Genomic DNA, 16,917 nt, shown 5'->3' on the forward strand with positions numbered 1-16,917 from the left:
GTAAAAGCCCGGTGGCCTTCCCTAGGGAAGGCCACCGGGCTTTTTTAATTCTGTCCAGACAAGTGCTGCAACGCCCGCTCCACGTCCTCCGGCGTGTCGATGCCGATGGTTTCCAGGGTGGTTTCGGCGGTTTGGATGCGGTAGCCGGCTTCCAGCCACCGCAGCTGCTCCAGGCTTTCGGCCAGCTCCAGCGGCGAGGGCGGCAGCTGGGTGATTTCGCGGAGCACGTCGGGGCGGTAGGCGTAGAGGCCGATGTGGCGCAGGTAGCGGTGGTGTTGCAGCCACTCGGCCTGCGGGTGCTGGCGCTGGTAGGGCAAAGGGTGGCGGCTGAAGTACAGGGCCTCGGCCCGGGCGTTGAGCACCACTTTGGGCAGGTGCGGGCTGAACAGCTCCTCCTCGCTCACTACCGGTTTCACCAGTGTGGCCAGCTGGGGCGGGGCGGGCACCGCAAACAGCTGCACCAATGCGTCGATCTGGCTGGGATGGATGAACGGCTCGTCGCCCTGGATGTTGATGATGCAGTCGGCCTGCACGCCCAGCTGCTCGTAGGCGTCGCGCACCCGGTCGGTGCCGCTGGGGTGGTCAGGGTGGGTGAGCACGGCCTCGCCGCCGAAGCCGCGTACATGGTCCAGAATGCGCTGGTCGTCGGTGGCCACGACCACCCGGCTCAGGCTGGACTGCCGGGCCTGGCGCACCACCCGCTCAATCATGGTCTGGCCGGCCAAATCGACGAGGGGCTTGCCGGGCAGGCGGGTGGAGGCAAAGCGGGCGGGAATGATACCAATGGCGAGCATACGAAGTGGGAACAGGAAGTAAGTGGCGCAAAAAACGCGAAAAACCCGCAGAACCGGCTTGCCGGGGGCTCATCCGGAAATTCAGCAAGTGAAAATTGCTTCCGTGATAATCTCCCGTGCTTTCGGCTGAATCCGTAACTTTCGGCAAACTTTATGCAAGGAGGCCGTGCCCATCGTGGGTTGCCCATTGCCGTTTTTTGCCTGCCGAATTGTATGTCCCGATTTCCGTTGCTATCTGCCGCGTTTGTATTTGCTGGTTTCTCCGCCCTGGCGGCCCCGCGGCCGGTGGCCCCGCCCGATTCGGTTGGGATAGAGTACCGGGGCAATAAGATGCTCATCAAGCACCGCGTGACGCCCGGCGAAACGCTCTACGGGCTGGCCCGTCGCTACAAAGTGCCGGTGGAGGATATTGTGGAAGCCAATTCAGGCCAGAAAGGCGCGCTGGTCACCGGCCAAGTGGTGCTGGTGCCGCGCAACCGCGTGGTGCTCACGCAGCCGGCCGCGCCCCGCGCCACGGCCGCCGTGCCCGCCGCCACCCGCGCGCTGCCCACCGATGCCCGGGGCAACAAAGTCTATAAAGTGGAAGCCGGCATGACGCTGTTTGCCATTGCTCGCCGCTTCCAGACTACGCCCGCCGAGCTGGCCCGCCTCAATGGCTTCGCCACCACCTACAACGTGCGCGTGGGAGAAACAGTAATCGTAGCCGCCGGTAGCGGCCCGGCTGCTGCTCGGCCGGTTGCCACCACCACGCCGGCTCCAACCCGGGCTGCCACGCCCACCACCCGCCCCGAGCGGGACGAGGAAGCGGAGAAAGACGCCCGGGAAGCTCGTGAGAAGGAAGCCCGGGAGCGGGCCGCCCGCGAACGGGCCCGCGACTCGGCTATGGCCCCGGCCGTAACGCCCGAAGCGCCCGCCACCGAGAAGGACCGCGGCCCGTCGAGAGCCAGCGAGATTGTGCGGCGGGTGTCGGAAAGCGGCCTGGCCACCAGCATCCAGACCGATGCATCCGACAAGTACCTGGCCCTGCACAAAACCGCACCGGTGGGCACCATCATGCAGGTGCGCAACATCATGAACGGGCAGTCGGTGTACGTGCGGGTAATTGGCCAGCTGCCCGATACCGGCGAGAACACCAACATCCTGGTACGCCTCTCCAAGAAAGCCGTGCAGCGCCTGGCCACCCCCGACCAGCGCTTCCGCGTGGAAACCAACTACGTACCGTAACGGTGAAATGGTGAAGTGGTGACTTAGTGAGTTTGCCGTTCAATTCGCACAAACTGCGCAACTAGAACGGCAAACTCACTAAGTCACTCAATCACCAACTCACCACTTCACCGCATGAATCACGCGCAGGTTCGGGCTCTGCTCGATGAGAAATACCGGCACTACGACCAGCCCGGCTTTATTACGCTCGACCCCATCAGCATTCCGCACCAGTTCGCACAGCGGGCCGATGTGGAAATCAGCGGGCTGTTTGCGGCCCTGCTGGCCTGGGGGCGGCGGCCCACCATTATCAGCAAGTGCCGGGAGCTGCTGCTGCGCATGGATAACGCGCCTCACCAGTTCATCCTCCAGCACCACGACGAGGATTTGAAGCGGCTGCTGGGTTTCTGCCACCGCACTTTCTGCGACACCGACCTGCTCTATTTCGTGCACTGGCTCCGGTGGTACTACACCCGACACGATACGTTGGAAGACGCGTTTTTGGTGGGCAATACGCAGAAGGAGCGGCTCGAAAACTTCCATACGCTGTTTTTTAGCCTTGATGACGCCCCCCAGCGCACCCGTAAGCACGTAGCCACCCCGGCCCGGGGCTCGGCCTGCAAGCGCGTGAACATGTACCTGCGCTGGATGGTGCGCCCCGACGCCCACGGCGTGGACTTCGGCCTCTGGCAGCGCCTTTCGCCCGCCGACCTCATCTGCCCCTGCGACGTGCATGTGGAGCGCGTGGCCCGCCGCCTGGGCCTGCTCGAGCGCAAGCAGGTAGACTGGCTGGCCGCTGAAGACCTTACCGCCCACCTCCGCACCTTCGACCCCCAGGACCCCGTGAAGTACGATTTCGCCCTGTTCGGGCTGGGCGTGGAAGGGGAAATGTAGGGAATATGTCAGAATATGCCGAACGTGAAATAGGTCAGCCATTGCTCGTTCTGGTGTACTGCTTTACAGCACTGGCGTTCCATTTTCGCATTTCACATATTATCCATACTTCACACATTAAATAAAGTGAATCTTTCTGCCCCGCTACACTGTTTATCTTCGCATTCCATTCTGATTTCCAAGACTCCCCGATTTGATTTTACCCCAGAATTTTGAGCAGAAAATTGGCTTCACGCAGCTGCGTGAGATGCTGGACGGCCTGTGCCTGAGCGCGCTGGGCCGGCAGTTTGTGGCCAAAATGAGCTTCCAGACCAAGCACGACCAGCTGGAAAAGCTGCTGCTGCAAACCGACGAATTTCGCCAGCTGCTCAACGGCGGGGTCGAATTTCCCAGCTCCCACTACCACGATGTGAACCCGCACCTGGTGCGCGCTAGTCTGCCCGGCGCGTACTTGGAGGTGGCGGCCTTCTATGCCGTGAAGATGAGCCTGCGCACCATCCGCGAGGCCCTGCTGTTTTTTACCCGCGCCGAAGAAACTCTCTACCCCACGCTGCGTCTGCTGGGTATTGGCGTGCAGGTCGACCGTAACCTGCTGTCTAATCTGGATAAAGTGGTGGACGACGAAGGCCTCGTGCGCGACGATGCCTCGCCGTTGCTGCGCCAGATCCGACAGGAGTTGATTTCCCGCCAGGGGCAGCTCCGCAAGCAGATTGCCGGGATTCTGCGTCACGCTAAGAGTGAAGGCTGGGTGCCCGAAGGTTCCGAGCCCACCATTCGGGGTGGGCGGCTGGTGCTACCGGTTATTGCCGAGCACAAGCGCCGCGTAAAGGGCCTGATTCACGATGAATCGGCCACGGGCCAGACGGTGTATATTGAGCCGGAAGCCGTGTTCGAGCTCAACAACGACATCAAGGACCTCGATAACGCCTACCACCGCGAGCTGGTCCGCATTCTTATTCAGCTCACGGCCCAGTTGCGGCCCCACATTCCGGATCTGCGCAAGGCGTATCAGTACCTGGGCCTGCTCGATTTCATCCGGGCCAAGGCGCAGCTGGCGCGGCAGTTGGAAGCCACGCTGCCAGTGCTACACCCGCGCCCCTTGCTGCGCTGGCACCAAGTGCGCCACCCGCTGCTCTACCTCACCTTCCTGGGCCACGCCAAGGATGACCCGCGCGAAGTGGTGCCGCTGGATATCGAGTTGAACCCAGAACAGCGGCTTCTGCTGATTTCGGGGCCCAACGCGGGCGGTAAGTCGGTGAGCATGAAAACGGTGGGTCTGGTGCAGTACATGCTGCAGTGCGGTCTGCTGATTCCGGCCGGCGAAACCTCCGAGGCCGGCATGTTCGATGATATCTTCCTGGATATTGGCGACGAGCAGAGTCTGGAAAATGACCTGAGTACGTACTCTTCGCACCTGCTCAGCATGAAGCAGTTCGTGACCCTGGCTAATAAGCGCAGTCTGGTGCTGATTGACGAGTTCGGGACCGGGACTGAGCCTAGCTTGGGTGGGGCCATTGCCGAGGCCGTGCTGGAGCAGCTCAACCGCGCCCGGGCCTTCGGCGTCATCACTACCCACTACACCAACCTCAAGAACTACGCCGAGCGCACGCCCGGCATCGTGAACGGGGCCATGCGCTACGACCCCGACCAACTGCAGCCGCTCTACCGCCTCGAAATCGGGAAGCCGGGCTCGTCGTTTGCCATCGAAATTGCCCGTAAAATCGGCCTGCCGAAGCAGATTGTGGAGCGGGCCACCCAGCTCGTGGGCAAGGACAAGATCCGCTACGACCGGCTGCTAGAAGGCTTGGAAAAGGAGAAAACCGAGCTAGAACAGCGCACCGCCGAAGCCGCCAAGGCCGAGCGGCGGCTGAAAAAGGCGGCCCAGGAGTACCAGGACCTCAAGAAGTACCTCGACGATACCACCCTGGAGGTGCTGCGCGACGCCAAAGCCAAGGCCAAGCTCATTCTGAAGGATACCAACCAGCAGATTGAGGCCACTATTCAGGAAATCCGTCTGGCTCAGGCCGAGAAGGAGCGCACCAAGGATGCCCGCCAGAAGCTCGACACCTTCGTGCGCGAGAAGCTCCAGATTGAGCCGCCCAAGCCCCGCGCCACCCGCGAGATGGCCGACCCCAATACCCTCAAAAACGGCGACAAAGTGGCGCTGCTGGGTCAGGAGGGGCACGGCGAAATCATGAGTGTGAAGGGCAAGACGGCGGAAGTTTCTTTCGGGGGAATGAAGACGATTGTTAAGGTCAGCCAGCTCGAAAAGCTCACCCGTTCCGAAATTCGGGAGCGGGAAAAACAGGCCGCCCGCAAGGCCCCGGCCCAGCACGCCACCCTGGATATTACGGGCCGCATGGCCGGCTTTAATACCACCCTCGACCTGCGCGGTGAGCGGGCCGAAGATGCCCTCAACCGCATCATGGCCTACGTGGATGACGCCGTGATGCTGGGCGTGCCGGAAATCAAAATCCTGCACGGCCGCGGCAACGGCGTCCTCCGCCAGATTGCCCGCGACTACCTGCACCGCACCCGCCAGGTGGCCAGCGTCGCCGACGAGCACGCCGACCGCGGCGGCGACGGCGTTACGGTGGCCGTGCTGAAGTAGGAGATTCACTGTTTAAAATGCCCGCCTCGTGCTGCCCGAATGGGGTGCGGGGTGGGCGTTTTATATGGGGTAACCAGTATATTGCCCCAAGCCGCCGCGCTGGTGGTTCTTCCTGATCAGGGGTTTGCCATGAACGATACGCGAAGCCGCCGCTGGGCGGTAGTGGGGGCCATGCTGGGGCTGATGGGCCTGGGGCTGCAGTTCTACCTCACGTTTACCAACCGGCAACTGCCGCCGCTGGAAGCGGTCATTCGCTTCTTCAGCTACTTCACCATCCTGACCAATGCGCTGATTACGGCGTATTTTCTGGTGCGCGCACTGGTTCCGGCCGGGCGGTTGGAGCGCTGGGTGCAACAGCCAGAGGTGGGCACGGCCCTCACGGTGTACATCCTGGTGGTGGGTGTGGTGTACCAGACGGTGCTGCGCGGGCTGGTGCCCGTGGCCGGCTGGGGCCGCGTGGCCGACGACATCATTCACGGCCTCGTACCTTTGTTCGTGCTGGGCTATTGGCTCGGGTTCGTTTCCGGTGGGCCGGTGCGGCTGCGCACGGTGCCGTATTGGCTGTTGTACCCGGCGGCGTACCTGGCCTACACGCTGCTGCGCGGCCCCGGTGCTGGGTTTTATCCGTACCCGTTCGTGGATGCGGCGGCCCTGGGCTATCCGCGCGTGCTGCTCAATAGTGCCGTGGTGCTGCTGGTGCTGCTGACGTTTTCGTTGCTCCTGAGCAGCGTGGCCAACTGGCGGCACCGTCGCAACCCGTTATCAGACCGCTGAGGCGGTTTTCTCATCTTTTTCCCTCTCGATTTTGCATCCTCGCAACCCCCACAACGCCCGCTACGATTTTCCGCAGCTGATTGCCCAGAGCCCCGCTTTGGCAGCCTTCGTGGTGCCCAATCCGGCCGGCGACCAAAGCATTGATTTCGCCAATCCGGCCGCCGTGAAGGCCCTGAACCGGGCGCTGCTGAAGCAGTTCTACGGCGTGAGCCAGTGGGACGTGCCCGCCGGTTACCTCTGCCCGCCTATTCCCGGCCGGGCCGATTACCTGCATTACGCCGCCGATTTGCTGGCCGAAGACCACGCCGGCGTCGTACCGCGCGACAAGGCCGTGCAGGTGTTGGACGTGGGCGTGGGGGCCAACTGCGTGTATCCCATCATCGGCTCGCAGGCGTACGGCTGGCGGTTCGTGGGCTCAGAAGTGGATACCGTGGCCTTGAAATCGGCGCGTACAATGGTGGCCGCCAACCCTGTGCTCACCGGCCGCATCGACCTGCGCCAGCAAACCCACGCCGCCTACGTATTCGATGGCATCGTGAAGCCGCGTGAGGAGTTCGACCTGGTGATGTGCAACCCACCATTCCACTCCTCGGCCGAGCAGGCCGCCGAGGGCAGCCGCCGCAAGGGCCGTAACCTGGGCTACCCAAAAACGCCGGAGCCGGTCCTGAATTTCGGGGGCCAGAACTCGGAGCTGTGGTGCGAAGGCGGCGAGGAAGGCTTCCTCAGGCGCATGGTGGCCCAGAGCGTGGCGGTTGGTCAGCAGGTGCTGTGGTTCAGCACGCTCATCTCCAAAAAGGAAACCCTGCCCAGCATCTACCACTTCCTGAAACTGGCCGGCTCGCCCGAAACCCGCACCATTAGCATGAGCCAGGGCCAGAAGGTCAGCCGCCTCGTGGCCTGGACCTTCCAGACGCCCGAACAGCGCCAGGCCTGGGCCGCCCGGCGGTGGAAATGAAGTATCACAGACTTTGCATCGGGTATGACAAGCCCGGTTTCGAAACCTTCGATGCTATAACTCAGCTTTTGGGTGTCACGCCGGAGCCCTGGGAAAAGCACTGGTTTGGTCCTGAGAAACCGGACTTCTGGTCTTATCTGGTTGTCTCAGATGACGAAGCCCCTTATTTCGACTTCATCGATGTCTTTCTTGACCTGCTGGAGCCGAAGCTTGATGCGCTGTTACGACTGGGTGTCGAAAAAGAAAGCATCAGTTTAAGTCTTACTTACCTGTACACTCATCAATGCGCGTTGGGCTTCGACGCTCAGGAAATGCTACGGTTGGGTAGGAGCGGATTCGGCTTATCTATTGACTGTCACGAGGAAAAAGACACAGCCCAGTAAAAAAGGCGGCTCCCGATATTGGGAGCCGCCTTTTTTACTGGATGAGAAGTCTGTCTTCTAAGTTCTCACATCTAACTTCTTCAAAAGAAACCTACTCTACCACTACGCGGCTAACCTGCGTGGCTTCAGCGGTTTCGATGTGTACCAGGTAGAGGCCGGCGCGGAGGCTGGAGGCGTCCACGTTCACGTCCTGGCCGGTGAGGGCCGTGGTCTGGTCGAGCACCACGCGGCCGGTGGCGTCGCGCAGGATGACGCGGGCCGTGCGGGCGGCACCCGACTGCACCCGCAGCTGGAATTTGCCGCTGGTGGGGTTGGGGTACACCTGCACGCTGCTGCGCTGCACGGTGGCGGTTTTGCTGCTCAGCACGAGGTTACACACCTGAATACCCTTGTTCTGATCGGCAATGCGCTGGGCAAACTCCTGGTAGTACTGGTTGGTCACGCGGGCATCGTGCACGATGAGCGTGTTTTCGTCATTCTCCGTGTTGGCCGAGAGGCTCCAGTTGTGCGAGCCCACGAATACCTGCGGGTCCGATTGGGCCGCGCCGGCGTCAATAATGGCGGTTTTATGGTGCATCTGGCCCGAGACGTTATCGACCATGATTCGGTTGCCCAGCACGCCCTGAATGTTGTCGAAGATGCTCTGGGCGGCCGTATTGGCGGTGATTTCGTCCAGCAGCACTTCCGAGCAGCTGGCCATGTTTTTGGCCTGAATCTGGTCGCGGATGGCGCGGCCGACGTCAGTCTGGGTGATGAGCATGGTGGCAATGTGCAGGTCGTTGTCGGCCGTTTGTACGGCCTGAATCAGGCGGCCGTTCACGTTATCGGTGGGGGAGAACCACGATTCCACCAGCTTGCCCCCGATGTTGAGGTAGTGCGGGGTGTTATCGGTTTTCAGGGAGCCGAACTTGGCCGTGGCCAACGTGCCCGAGCCCCACATTTCGTTGAACTCTACCGCGTACACCTTGGCCAATGACTGGTCCTGGATGGCAATGGAGTTGTTCTGGTCGGTGCTGAGCTGGGCGGGCGTCCAGTTAGTGGAGCCGGTCCACACCCAGGGCTGGTTGGGGTTGGTGCTGTTGGCGTCAATCACCACAAACTTGTTGTGCATGATGTTCTGCTGCGTCTGGCGGCCCAGGCTGGGAATGCCGGCAGCCAGACCCGCAATGCTGGCGTTGGTGTTGTCGTTTTCGTAGAGTACCCGAATGGCTACGCCCCGGGCTTTGGCGGCGTTGACGGCCGTGAGAATAGCCGGGCTGTTCCAGTTATAGATGGCAATATCGAGCGTCTGCTGGGCGCGGCCGATGTAGCGGGCAATGGTATCAGCTACGGCGCCGCCAGGTAGGTAGGTAGCGTTGTTGCCGGGGCTGGCCAGGGCCGTATTCACCGGGCGGGTGAAGTAGGTGCGCATCTTGCCCGTCGACTGGGAAGCCGTAATCATAGGAATCACCCGCGACTCCGAAAGGCCGGTGGCGTTGGTGCTGCTGGCCTTCACGTAATAGATGGTAGCCGGCTGCAGACCCGTAATAGCGAGGCTGTGGCTGGTGCTGCTGGTGGCGTTGCTCACGGCCGTGAACGGTCCGGCCGCCGAGGTGGCATACTCCAGCTTGGTATTACCGGCGTTCTGGGTAAGAAAATTCACCGTGAAGCCGGTGGTGCTGATGCCGGTCGGGTAGGGGGCGTTTACCAGGTTGGGCGTGTTGCCCTGCTGGAAGTCGGCGTAGAGACGCGGCAACAGCTGGTAGCCGGTGCCCGCGCCCGTGGGAGCCGTGGTGGTGTACTGGCTCATGATGCCCACCACATCAAATATGCCCGTGGGCGAGGGTTTGCCAATCAGGCCGTCGGGGCCGTTGGAGGCCGAGTTTACATAGAGGACGGTGGTAGCGTTGCCGCTGATACGGTACGTAGTGCTGGAAAACGCCGTAACGGCCGCACCGGCCGCGGTAGTTACCGTGGTAGCATTGGCCAGTTTCACCAGCTGACCCTCGTACTGCTCGGCGTAGGCGGCAGCGGCGCTAGCCGAGGGAAACGACACCGGCGTAGGCAGCGGCCGGTTGCCCGCCAGCACCGTCAAGGACGCCACCGGGTCCAGCTCCAGCAGGCCCCGGTAGTCCTTCAGCGTACCGGTCACGATAATGGAGTCGCCGGGGCGCACGTTGGGCGTGAGCGTGGTGGAGTACACTCCGATGCCGGCCGTGCCATCCTGCATGTAGCGGATAACACCCAGCTCCGGGCCGTTGGTAACCACCCCGCGTAGCGTAACAGTAGCCCCGGAGGCATTGAAAGCCGGCGCCTGCGCCCTGGCCTGGGCAATGGTAATGGCAGTCTGGGCCTGCGCCGGCAACCACGAGGCCGCCCCGAGAAGCGAGGCCAGCAAGAGTACTTGTTTCATCAAATGAGAAAAAGATTGGGGGGAAGATGTGCGACTGAAAAACGGAAACAAATATCCTGATTTTCAGCCTGAAATTTGAGCTGCGCAGTGTGAAGAATTGATGATGCCCGACCAAGCAGCGCCTCCCGCCGGATAAACGCAATAAACCAGGATGCCGGAGCCGCAAGCCGGAAGCCGGGCGTTGCATCATTGCGTACAACGTGGGCTTCCGGGCTGCGGCTCCGGCATGCGGTTCCACCAATGGTGGAGCGAGTAGGCGGCTGGCAATACTACTTAGCGGCCGGCTTTTTCTTGTTATCGGTGAGCATTGGCACAGCCGCCGAAGTAGAGGTGCCGGCCGCGTTAGTGGACGAAACACGCACGTAATACGACGTGCTGGGTTCCAGATTGGGAATATCTACACTGTGGCTGGTGGTAGGAGCCGGCAGGTTGATAACCGTGCCCAGGGCTGAGGTTTTGCCGTACTCCACTTTGGTGGTGCCGGGGTTGGCCGTCTGGAACAGTACCGTGAAGCCGTTGCGGTAAATGTTGGTCGGAATAGGCTCCCCCTGAATGGCGGGCAGGCCTCCGGCCACCACGAAATCGGTGTAGAGGCGGGGCAACAGCTGGTAGCCGCCGGTGCCGTTCTGGGTGAACTGGCTCACGGTGCCAATCAGGTCAAACGTGCTGGTGGGCGGCGTTTTCTCCAGCAGCCCTTTCTCGCCCATGGAGGCCACGTTGATGCGCACGGGCGTGGCCCGCTGCCCGTTGAGAAGGTAGTTGGTGTTGCCTTTCAGGGCCTCAATGGGCGTTCCGGTGGCCGTAGTCAGGCTGGTCAGTCCCTTAATGCGGATCAGGCGGCCCTCGTACTCATCGGTAAATACGGTAGCCAGGTCGGCGGCTTCCACCTCAATGGGCACCACTGGGCGGCCGGAGGCAAGCTTCGTCACGCTGGCCACCGGGTCCATTTCCAGCAGGCCGTTATAATTCTTGAGCGTGCCGGTAATCTGCACACTGTCGCCGGGAATAAGGGCGTGCAGGTCGGTATTGGTGGTGGAAAAAACAGCCAGGCCGGCTTGCCGGTCCTGTACAAAACGCAGCTGCCCCAGCTCCGGGCCGTTGGTGACCACGCCCCGCACCGTAACCGTGGCTCCGGGGCCGGCTGCCCGGGCCGCCGTGAGGGTAGGCGGGGCAGGGGCCGGCGCGGCTGGCTGCGCGGCCGCTACTTTGGAGCGGGCCGACTGGCGTTGGGCCTGGGCCCCCAGTACCGTGGAAAACAGCAAAACAGAAAGTACTACTCGTTTCATGTGTAGAAGGGTGGTGGTGGGCTGACTGGCTACTAAAAAAGCAGGAAGTGACAATGCGAGCGTAAGCAGAACGGTACTGAAGCCAGCAGAGGTAAAAATACGCCTTTCGATTCCGAAAATCCTGCACTTTTTTCCGGCTCTGGGAAAAAAGCCGGTAGCAAAACGAGCCGGCCGCTTAGGCAGCAGCCGGCCCGTTGGCAGGGGGTTACAGAATGTTGACTTCGGGGTGCAGCTCGATGCCGAACTTCTCTCGCACCGAGGCTATAATATCGTGGGCCAGCTCCCGGATATCGTGGCCCTGGGCACCACCGTGGTTTACCAGCACCAGGGCCTGCTTATCGTGGACGCCGTGGGCCCCGCGCCGTAGCCCTTTCCAGCCGCACTGCTCAATAAGCCAGCCGGCGGGTACTTTCACGCCGCCCGGGACGGGGTAGCCCGGCAGGTCGGGGTACTGTGCTTTCAACTCATCGAACTTGCCTTGCGACACTTCCGGGTTCTTGAAGAACGAGCCGGCATTCCCGATCTGGGCCGGGTCGGGGAGTTTGCTGCGGCGGATCTGGATGACGGCTTCGCTGATCTGGCGCGGTGTGGGCTCGCCCCCGATGCCCATATCTTCCAGCGTAGTCTGGATGGCTCCGTAGCTCACGTTGGGCCGGGCCCGACGGTGCAGGCGCAGCACCACGCCGGTTACTACATACTGGTGTTTGAGCGGCCCTTTGAATATGCTTTCCCGGTAGCCAAAACCGCATTCCTGCGCCGAAAACGTGCGCAGCTGACCGGTAGTTATTTCCACGGCTTCCAGGTGGTCGAAGGTGTCTTTCAGCTCCGCGCCGTAGGCCCCGATATTCTGGAGCGGAGCCGCGCCCACGGTACCCGGAATCAGCGACAGGTTTTCGATGCCATTCAGCTCCTGACTGAGCGTGTACTGCACCAGCCCGTGCCACGACTCGCCGGCCCCGGCCCGTACCAGCGCCGAATCCTCCTCCTGATCCACGATTTCCAGCCCGTGAATCTCGTTCTTCAGCACCACGCCGTCGAAATCCTGGGTAAACAGCAGGTTGGACCCGCCGCCCAGAATCAGTTTCTCGGCCGCCTGTACCTGCGGTAAAGCCAGTAAGGCGCACAATTCTTCCACGGAAGAAAAACGAGCAAAAAGACGGGCCTTTACCTCGAGCCCGAACGTGTTGAAAGGGCGCAGGGAAACGTGGTGTTCAAGTACGGGAGCCGAAGCCATAGCAATGCAGAGCGAATGATGTGCGGCAAAGGTAGCCGTTTGGCTGCCTTACACCTTCGGCCTGCCGCTGGTGCCGGAGTAGGCGGCTACCAATAAAGGCCCGGGTGGGCCGGGCCTTTTAAGTTTTTGGCGTTGCGTAGCCTCTGGGCTTACCGCACCCGGTAGCCGCTCAGCGCGTAGTACAGTAGGTAAGCGTAGCACAGGGCGGGTAGTACAAACGCCACCCGCAGGCCGCCGCCGTGCGTGGCTACCAGGCCCATCAGGGGCGGAATGATGGCCCCACCCACAATGGCCATAATCAGGTAGGAAGAACCTTGCTTGGTGAAGCGGCCCAGGCCGGTAATGGCCAGCGGAAACACTACCGGCCAGATAATGGAGTTGCACATACCGCACAGCACCACCAGCCACAGCGCCGTTTCGCCGCGGCTGAAGATGGAAAGCACCACGAACAGAGTGCCGGCCGCGCACACGCCCACCAGCAGCTTGCGGGCATTGAAACGACTCAGGAGTGGAATCCCGATAATACGGCCCACCATCAGCCCGAACCAATAGGATGCTACCAGCACCGCGCCTACCGCTTTGGTAAAGCCGGCGGTGGTATTAATGGGCTCGGGGGTGTTGCCGAACAGCGCGGCGGCCCAGTTGGTGGCCAGGCTCAGGCCGCGCACCAGCTCCTGTGTGAAGCCGCTGAGCTGGCTGATGCCCTGGGCCTCGCCGTAGCGAATTAGGAACGAGCCCAGGCCTACTTCCACACCTACATAAGTGAAGATGGCCACTATACCGAGTACCAGGTGGCGGTAGTCGAGGGCGGAGCGGCGGCCGGTTTCGGCGGGAGCGGCGGCCGTTTCCTCATCGGCCGGAATGCTCTCGATTTCGGGCAGGCGCACCAGGAAAAACAGCACCGCCAGCACGGCCAGAAAGGCGGCCAGCCCCAGGTACAGGGGCTTCACCAGCGTAGCTTCCTGGGTAAGGCGCTGCTCCAGCGGCAAAGCCGCCAACTGCGCCTTCAGTACGGCCGAGCCCCCGAACAGAATCAGGCCGCCAATGAGGGGCGAGATGGTGCCGCCCAGCCCGTTGGCTACGCCCACAATGCTCACCCGACTGGCGGCCGTGCGGGCCGGCCCCAGCACCGATACGTACGGGTTGGCCGCCACCTGCAGCAGCGTAACGCCCGCCCCCAGCAGCCCCAACGCCAGCAGAAATAACCCAAACGTGCGCGAGTTGGCAGCGGGTACGAACAGCAATGCCCCCACGGCCATAATCAGCAGCCCCACCACAATGCCGCGCTTGAACCCTAGCTTCTCCAGCAGCCGCCCCGCTGGCAACGACATCAGGAAATACGCCCCAAAAAAGGCCGACTGCACCGCCGACGACTGCAGATCGGTGAGCTGGCACACGTCCTTGAGGTAGGGCATGAGCACGTCGTTGAAATTGGTAACGGCCCCGAAAAGGAAGAATAGGGTCGTCATCAGCACCATCGGGCCCACGTAGGAGCGGGTGGTGCCGGGCGCGAGGGTGGGGGTGGAGGAGGTAACCGGAGCGGCCATAACAGGCGGGGGTGAGAGAAACAAAAAGCCGGCCCGTGAGGCCGGCTTAGCAATGCTACGGAGTTTTTGTCAGAAGTACAGAATGCCTTAATCATTACGGGCCGGCGTGGCCGACGGGCTTGCTGGGGCACGAGTCCGGCGCACCGGCCGCCGGCCTACCAGCGGGCAAACTGCACCTGCGCGTTCATGTAATTGATGGTGGTACGGTAAGTAAAATAAAAGCTTTTTCTATTTTTTGGTGGGGAATAGTTGCGTTTACCCCTCAGAAATAGATGGAGGTGCATATAGACTTATAGCAGTTTCGCGAACGGTGTAGAGACGCGACACTTCGCGTCTTCTGATGCGAGCCGCCTCACTGAGGCCGTTCAACGTGGAGAAGCGAAGTGTCGCGTCTCCACTACAGCACACGTACAGCGTTTACGAAACAGCTATATAAAGCAGTTACAGCATCAGTCATAGGCGGAAGCCACCCGCTGGTACAGAGCCTCATAGCCGTTGGCTCGTAGTTAGGCGTTAGTGGGTTGTACCTGTTCTGGGCGCTGCGTGAACACTTCGTTATTTGACAGTAAACGACTTATTTATAAAGCTCAGGATACATGTTACGTCCGGAAAATGCATAGTTCACGTCCGGACCGTGTAAATCATGTGGGCGGATTATGAAGCCTAATGATGAAATATCAGATATGTAGTGATTCTATTTAAATTCATAAAGTGAACAATTGAGATATTAAATATAAATAATCATTTAATTTTTTTTTTGTAAATATATCATCCCATCTATGTGACGCAGTCGCACGTTGGCCAACATCAGACCGTTGCGTAGGCCGAAAAGCAGATAGAGTAGGCATAGGATAGTGTTTTGTAAAAATTTTAGAATGAAAAATTTTAAATTTGCTGTAGCAGCTGCTATGACTTTGTCACTCGTATTCGGTACGGCAGTTTTCAATAAGGCATCAGCAAGGATAATGAATCCGGCTCCGCACACGGATGTATACATGCCTTGTGTAAACAATCAGACGGAAGTAGTAGAATACGGATGGTTTGGTCAAATCAAATCTGTAACTACCGTTGACTGTTAATTGTAGGTAGATGAGTGATTTTGTATTTTGTAGGAAAAAAACAAAATACAGCAGGGTTTTACTTTCGAAAAGATTCTGTCTAAAGCGAATTGATTCTCTGCTTTGCTAAGCATACAGGCATCAGATTTCCTCCAGAGGAGAGTCTGATGCCTGTACTATGCGCTGACTAAATAATATACATGTTTCAAGTGATTTACGCTGCTTTGTTCTGGTGTTTCCTCCAGGCGCCCGTTTATAAAGCATTGATTGTGGATGCTAAAACGGGACAGCCTGTTGAATTTGCTGCCGTTGAACAGTTAGATGACCGAGGAATAATTGGTGGGTTAACAGCAAGCAGTCACGGGGAATTCTCTCTGCCCAGCCCAACGGTTCATATTCGGGTGAGCAGGCTTGGATATACCCCCTTGGAAGTGACCCGGCTTGCTCGCTCCGACAACCGCCCGGATACTATCCGTCTGTTTCCGCAAGCCACCGCCTTGCAGGAAATACTGGTGCGGCCCGGTCGGCCTGTTACCTTGGCTACCTTTCCCGACGGCGGTCGGTTAATCGGCTCAGGGTTGTTGCCAGGGCAGGCAGTGGCCGTGCTTTTGCGGCCGGACCGCCGCACGACAGCCACTGCGTTGCAATTGATGACTTTGCGCCTCTACCTGGCTGAGCGGCCTAAGGAAGGTCGTTTGCGCATTCGGCTGCTCAACGTGATTGGGGGAGGCGATGAACAGAACCCGCCCCGGCCCGGAGTTGTGGATTTGCTGCCGACGCCGATGGTGTACGGCTTGCGAGAGTTAGCCGATCTGCCCGGCAAAACCCTGACGCTGAATTTGGCATCGTATAGCCTGACGGTACCTGCCGAGGGCGTGTACGTGATGGTGGAATGTTTGCTGACGAATCCGGATCTGGTGCTGGAATCTGTGAAACTACAACCTGGCAAAAAGCCACAACTACTCATAAAAGCCCACACGGCTACAAAAGAATCCGTCGTGGCTTTTACTCCTCTGACGGTATATCCAAAATTGACGGCGAATTATGCTGTGCCCACCAATACCATCTGGTATCGAACAGGTGCTACTACCTCCTGGGTACAACGCATCACGCATTCTTACAGTGTTCGAATGGAATTGGACGCACTCCAGGACTAGCCCGGATTCAAAGAAAAAAAATGAAACAGATGTACTCTAACAAATTGGGCACGATGCTGGGATATGGCAGCCTATTGGCGTTACTGTCGTTACTGCTGTTTATGGGAAGAACCATCAGTCGGGACTTTTATGCTTCTCCTTTTCTGTACATGACCTTATTAGGTATTGGTGCTGGTTTGATGGTGGTACTCCTGTATCGGAGCCTGCGGCTTGGTGCAAACGAACAGGAATGTCGAAAAGCATCTTTCTTTCTCCGGAATGGTATCGGGGCTGCTGTGCTGGGTGTTTTGCTCAGCACCGCCTGCGTATTCGTGTATGGCCGGCAGATAGATGACTATTATGTGCGGCGGCTGGATTGGGAAGCCCGCAAAATCGATTCGGTAGCAAATATGACCCAGCGGGTAAAAGCAGAAGCGCTGCAGATGCAGCGAGGCTTTGACGAAGCAGGCTTAGAAGAATGGATGGTTGCCTGCGCGACTTTACTGGGTGCCTTGGTGGCCCTGGGAGGATGTTTGCCGTTTGTGCTGGAGTATAAACCGGAGAAAGTAGCACGGGCGAGTCGGGTGACTTCTTTACCGGGGTCAGTGGTGTAGGGCCTGCCTGCAGAAGGGGATAGGATACTTCTACCT

At 59.8% G+C, this 16,917-nt stretch carries 13 protein-coding genes; 8 read left to right on the top strand and 5 right to left on the bottom strand.

What is annotated here, in order from left to right; translation table 11 throughout:
• Positions 1–44 precede the first annotated feature (44 nt).
• On the bottom strand, positions 45–794 hold the full coding sequence (gene kdsB, locus EI293_RS12175; RefSeq protein WP_125437970.1) for a 3-deoxy-manno-octulosonate cytidylyltransferase: 750 nt from the start codon (positions 792–794) through the stop codon (positions 45–47).
• 213 nt (positions 795–1,007) lie between these two features.
• Here kdsB and EI293_RS12180 point away from each other — a divergent pair, with 213 nt between their 5' ends.
• The 6 genes from EI293_RS12180 to EI293_RS12205 all read left to right on the top strand — a co-directional run bounded on the left by EI293_RS12180 (position 1,008) and on the right by EI293_RS12205 (position 7,614).
• Positions 1,008–2,018 carry a LysM peptidoglycan-binding domain-containing protein gene (locus tag EI293_RS12180; protein WP_170170357.1) on the top strand — a complete coding sequence of 337 codons (1,011 nt, stop codon included), beginning with the start codon at positions 1,008–1,010 and terminating at the stop codon, positions 2,016–2,018.
• Between the two features lie 114 nt (positions 2,019–2,132).
• Positions 2,133–2,891 (top strand): TIGR02757 family protein, encoded by a 759-nt coding sequence (locus tag EI293_RS12185; RefSeq protein WP_125437974.1) that lies wholly within the window; start codon positions 2,133–2,135, stop codon positions 2,889–2,891.
• A gap of 193 nt (positions 2,892–3,084) precedes the next feature.
• The gene (locus EI293_RS12190) at positions 3,085–5,502 is read left to right on the top strand and encodes an endonuclease MutS2 (RefSeq protein WP_125437976.1); all 2,418 of its coding nucleotides are present in this window, start codon (positions 3,085–3,087) and stop codon (positions 5,500–5,502) included.
• 129 nt (positions 5,503–5,631) lie between these two features.
• The gene (locus tag EI293_RS12195) at positions 5,632–6,276 is read left to right on the top strand and encodes a Pr6Pr family membrane protein (RefSeq protein WP_125437978.1); all 645 of its coding nucleotides are present in this window, start codon (positions 5,632–5,634) and stop codon (positions 6,274–6,276) included.
• A gap of 31 nt (positions 6,277–6,307) precedes the next feature.
• Positions 6,308–7,231, top strand: a complete 924-nt coding sequence (gene rlmF / locus EI293_RS12200) for a 23S rRNA (adenine(1618)-N(6))-methyltransferase RlmF (RefSeq protein WP_125437980.1) — start codon at positions 6,308–6,310, stop codon at positions 7,229–7,231.
• The gene (locus EI293_RS12205; RefSeq protein WP_125437982.1) at positions 7,228–7,614 is read left to right on the top strand and encodes a hypothetical protein; all 387 of its coding nucleotides are present in this window, start codon (positions 7,228–7,230) and stop codon (positions 7,612–7,614) included. The genes rlmF and EI293_RS12205 overlap by 4 nt, the downstream gene beginning before the upstream one ends.
• A 91-nt stretch (positions 7,615–7,705) precedes the next feature.
• Here the strand turns inward: EI293_RS12205 and EI293_RS12210 are convergent, their stop codons facing one another.
• The 4 genes from EI293_RS12210 to EI293_RS12225 all read right to left on the bottom strand — a co-directional run bounded on the left by EI293_RS12210 (position 7,706) and on the right by EI293_RS12225 (position 14,073).
• Entirely contained in the window at positions 7,706–10,006 is a 2,301-nt protein-coding gene (locus tag EI293_RS12210) for a phospholipase D-like domain-containing protein (protein WP_125437984.1), read from the bottom strand.
• A 269-nt stretch (positions 10,007–10,275) separates the two neighbouring features.
• Positions 10,276–11,292 carry a hypothetical protein gene (locus tag EI293_RS12215; protein ID WP_125437986.1) on the bottom strand — a complete coding sequence of 339 codons (1,017 nt, stop codon included), beginning with the start codon at positions 11,290–11,292 and terminating at the stop codon, positions 10,276–10,278.
• Positions 11,293–11,497: 205 nt separating this feature from the next.
• The gene (gene murB, locus EI293_RS12220; RefSeq protein WP_125437988.1) at positions 11,498–12,526 is read right to left on the bottom strand and encodes a UDP-N-acetylmuramate dehydrogenase; all 1,029 of its coding nucleotides are present in this window, start codon (positions 12,524–12,526) and stop codon (positions 11,498–11,500) included.
• A 149-nt stretch (positions 12,527–12,675) separates the two neighbouring features.
• Positions 12,676–14,073 carry a sugar MFS transporter gene (locus tag EI293_RS12225; RefSeq protein ID WP_125437990.1) on the bottom strand — a complete coding sequence of 466 codons (1,398 nt, stop codon included), beginning with the start codon at positions 14,071–14,073 and terminating at the stop codon, positions 12,676–12,678.
• A 1,258-nt stretch (positions 14,074–15,331) separates the two neighbouring features.
• On the opposite strand from EI293_RS12225, the gene EI293_RS12230 reads away from it, so the two are divergent.
• Both EI293_RS12230 and EI293_RS12235 read left to right on the top strand, forming a co-directional pair.
• A complete protein-coding gene (locus EI293_RS12230) occupies positions 15,332–16,288 on the top strand; it encodes a peptidase associated/transthyretin-like domain-containing protein (protein WP_125437992.1) in 957 nt (318 codons plus the stop codon).
• Between the two features lie 20 nt (positions 16,289–16,308).
• Positions 16,309–16,881, top strand: coding sequence for a hypothetical protein (locus EI293_RS12235; protein WP_125437994.1), 573 nt, complete (start codon positions 16,309–16,311; stop codon positions 16,879–16,881).
• Positions 16,882–16,917: the final 36 nt, after the last annotated feature.

The organism is Hymenobacter perfusus, assembly GCF_003944765.1.
In the GTDB taxonomy this organism is placed as follows: domain Bacteria; phylum Bacteroidota; class Bacteroidia; order Cytophagales; family Hymenobacteraceae; genus Hymenobacter; species Hymenobacter perfusus.

Bases quoted from the DNA above. Each gene is read 5' to 3' on its own strand.
- EI293_RS12230 (WP_125437992.1), top strand. From the start codon at position 15,332: ATGTTTCAAGTGATTTACGCTGCTTTGTTCTGGTGTTTCCTCCAGGCG.
- EI293_RS12215 (WP_125437986.1), bottom strand. From the start codon at position 11,292: ATGAAACGAGTAGTACTTTCTGTTTTGCTGTTTTCCACGGTACTGGGG.
- EI293_RS12185 (WP_125437974.1), top strand. From the start codon at position 2,133: ATGAATCACGCGCAGGTTCGGGCTCTGCTCGATGAGAAATACCGGCAC.
- EI293_RS12210 (WP_125437984.1), bottom strand. From the start codon at position 10,006: ATGAAACAAGTACTCTTGCTGGCCTCGCTTCTCGGGGCGGCCTCGTGG.
- EI293_RS12205 (WP_125437982.1), top strand. From the start codon at position 7,228: ATGAAGTATCACAGACTTTGCATCGGGTATGACAAGCCCGGTTTCGAA.
- murB (WP_125437988.1), bottom strand. From the start codon at position 12,526: ATGGCTTCGGCTCCCGTACTTGAACACCACGTTTCCCTGCGCCCTTTC.
- EI293_RS12225 (WP_125437990.1), bottom strand. From the start codon at position 14,073: ATGGCCGCTCCGGTTACCTCCTCCACCCCCACCCTCGCGCCCGGCACC.
- EI293_RS12235 (WP_125437994.1), top strand. From the start codon at position 16,309: ATGAAACAGATGTACTCTAACAAATTGGGCACGATGCTGGGATATGGC.
- EI293_RS12195 (WP_125437978.1), top strand. From the start codon at position 5,632: ATGAACGATACGCGAAGCCGCCGCTGGGCGGTAGTGGGGGCCATGCTG.
- kdsB (WP_125437970.1), bottom strand. From the start codon at position 794: ATGCTCGCCATTGGTATCATTCCCGCCCGCTTTGCCTCCACCCGCCTG.
- EI293_RS12180 (WP_170170357.1), top strand. From the start codon at position 1,008: ATGTCCCGATTTCCGTTGCTATCTGCCGCGTTTGTATTTGCTGGTTTC.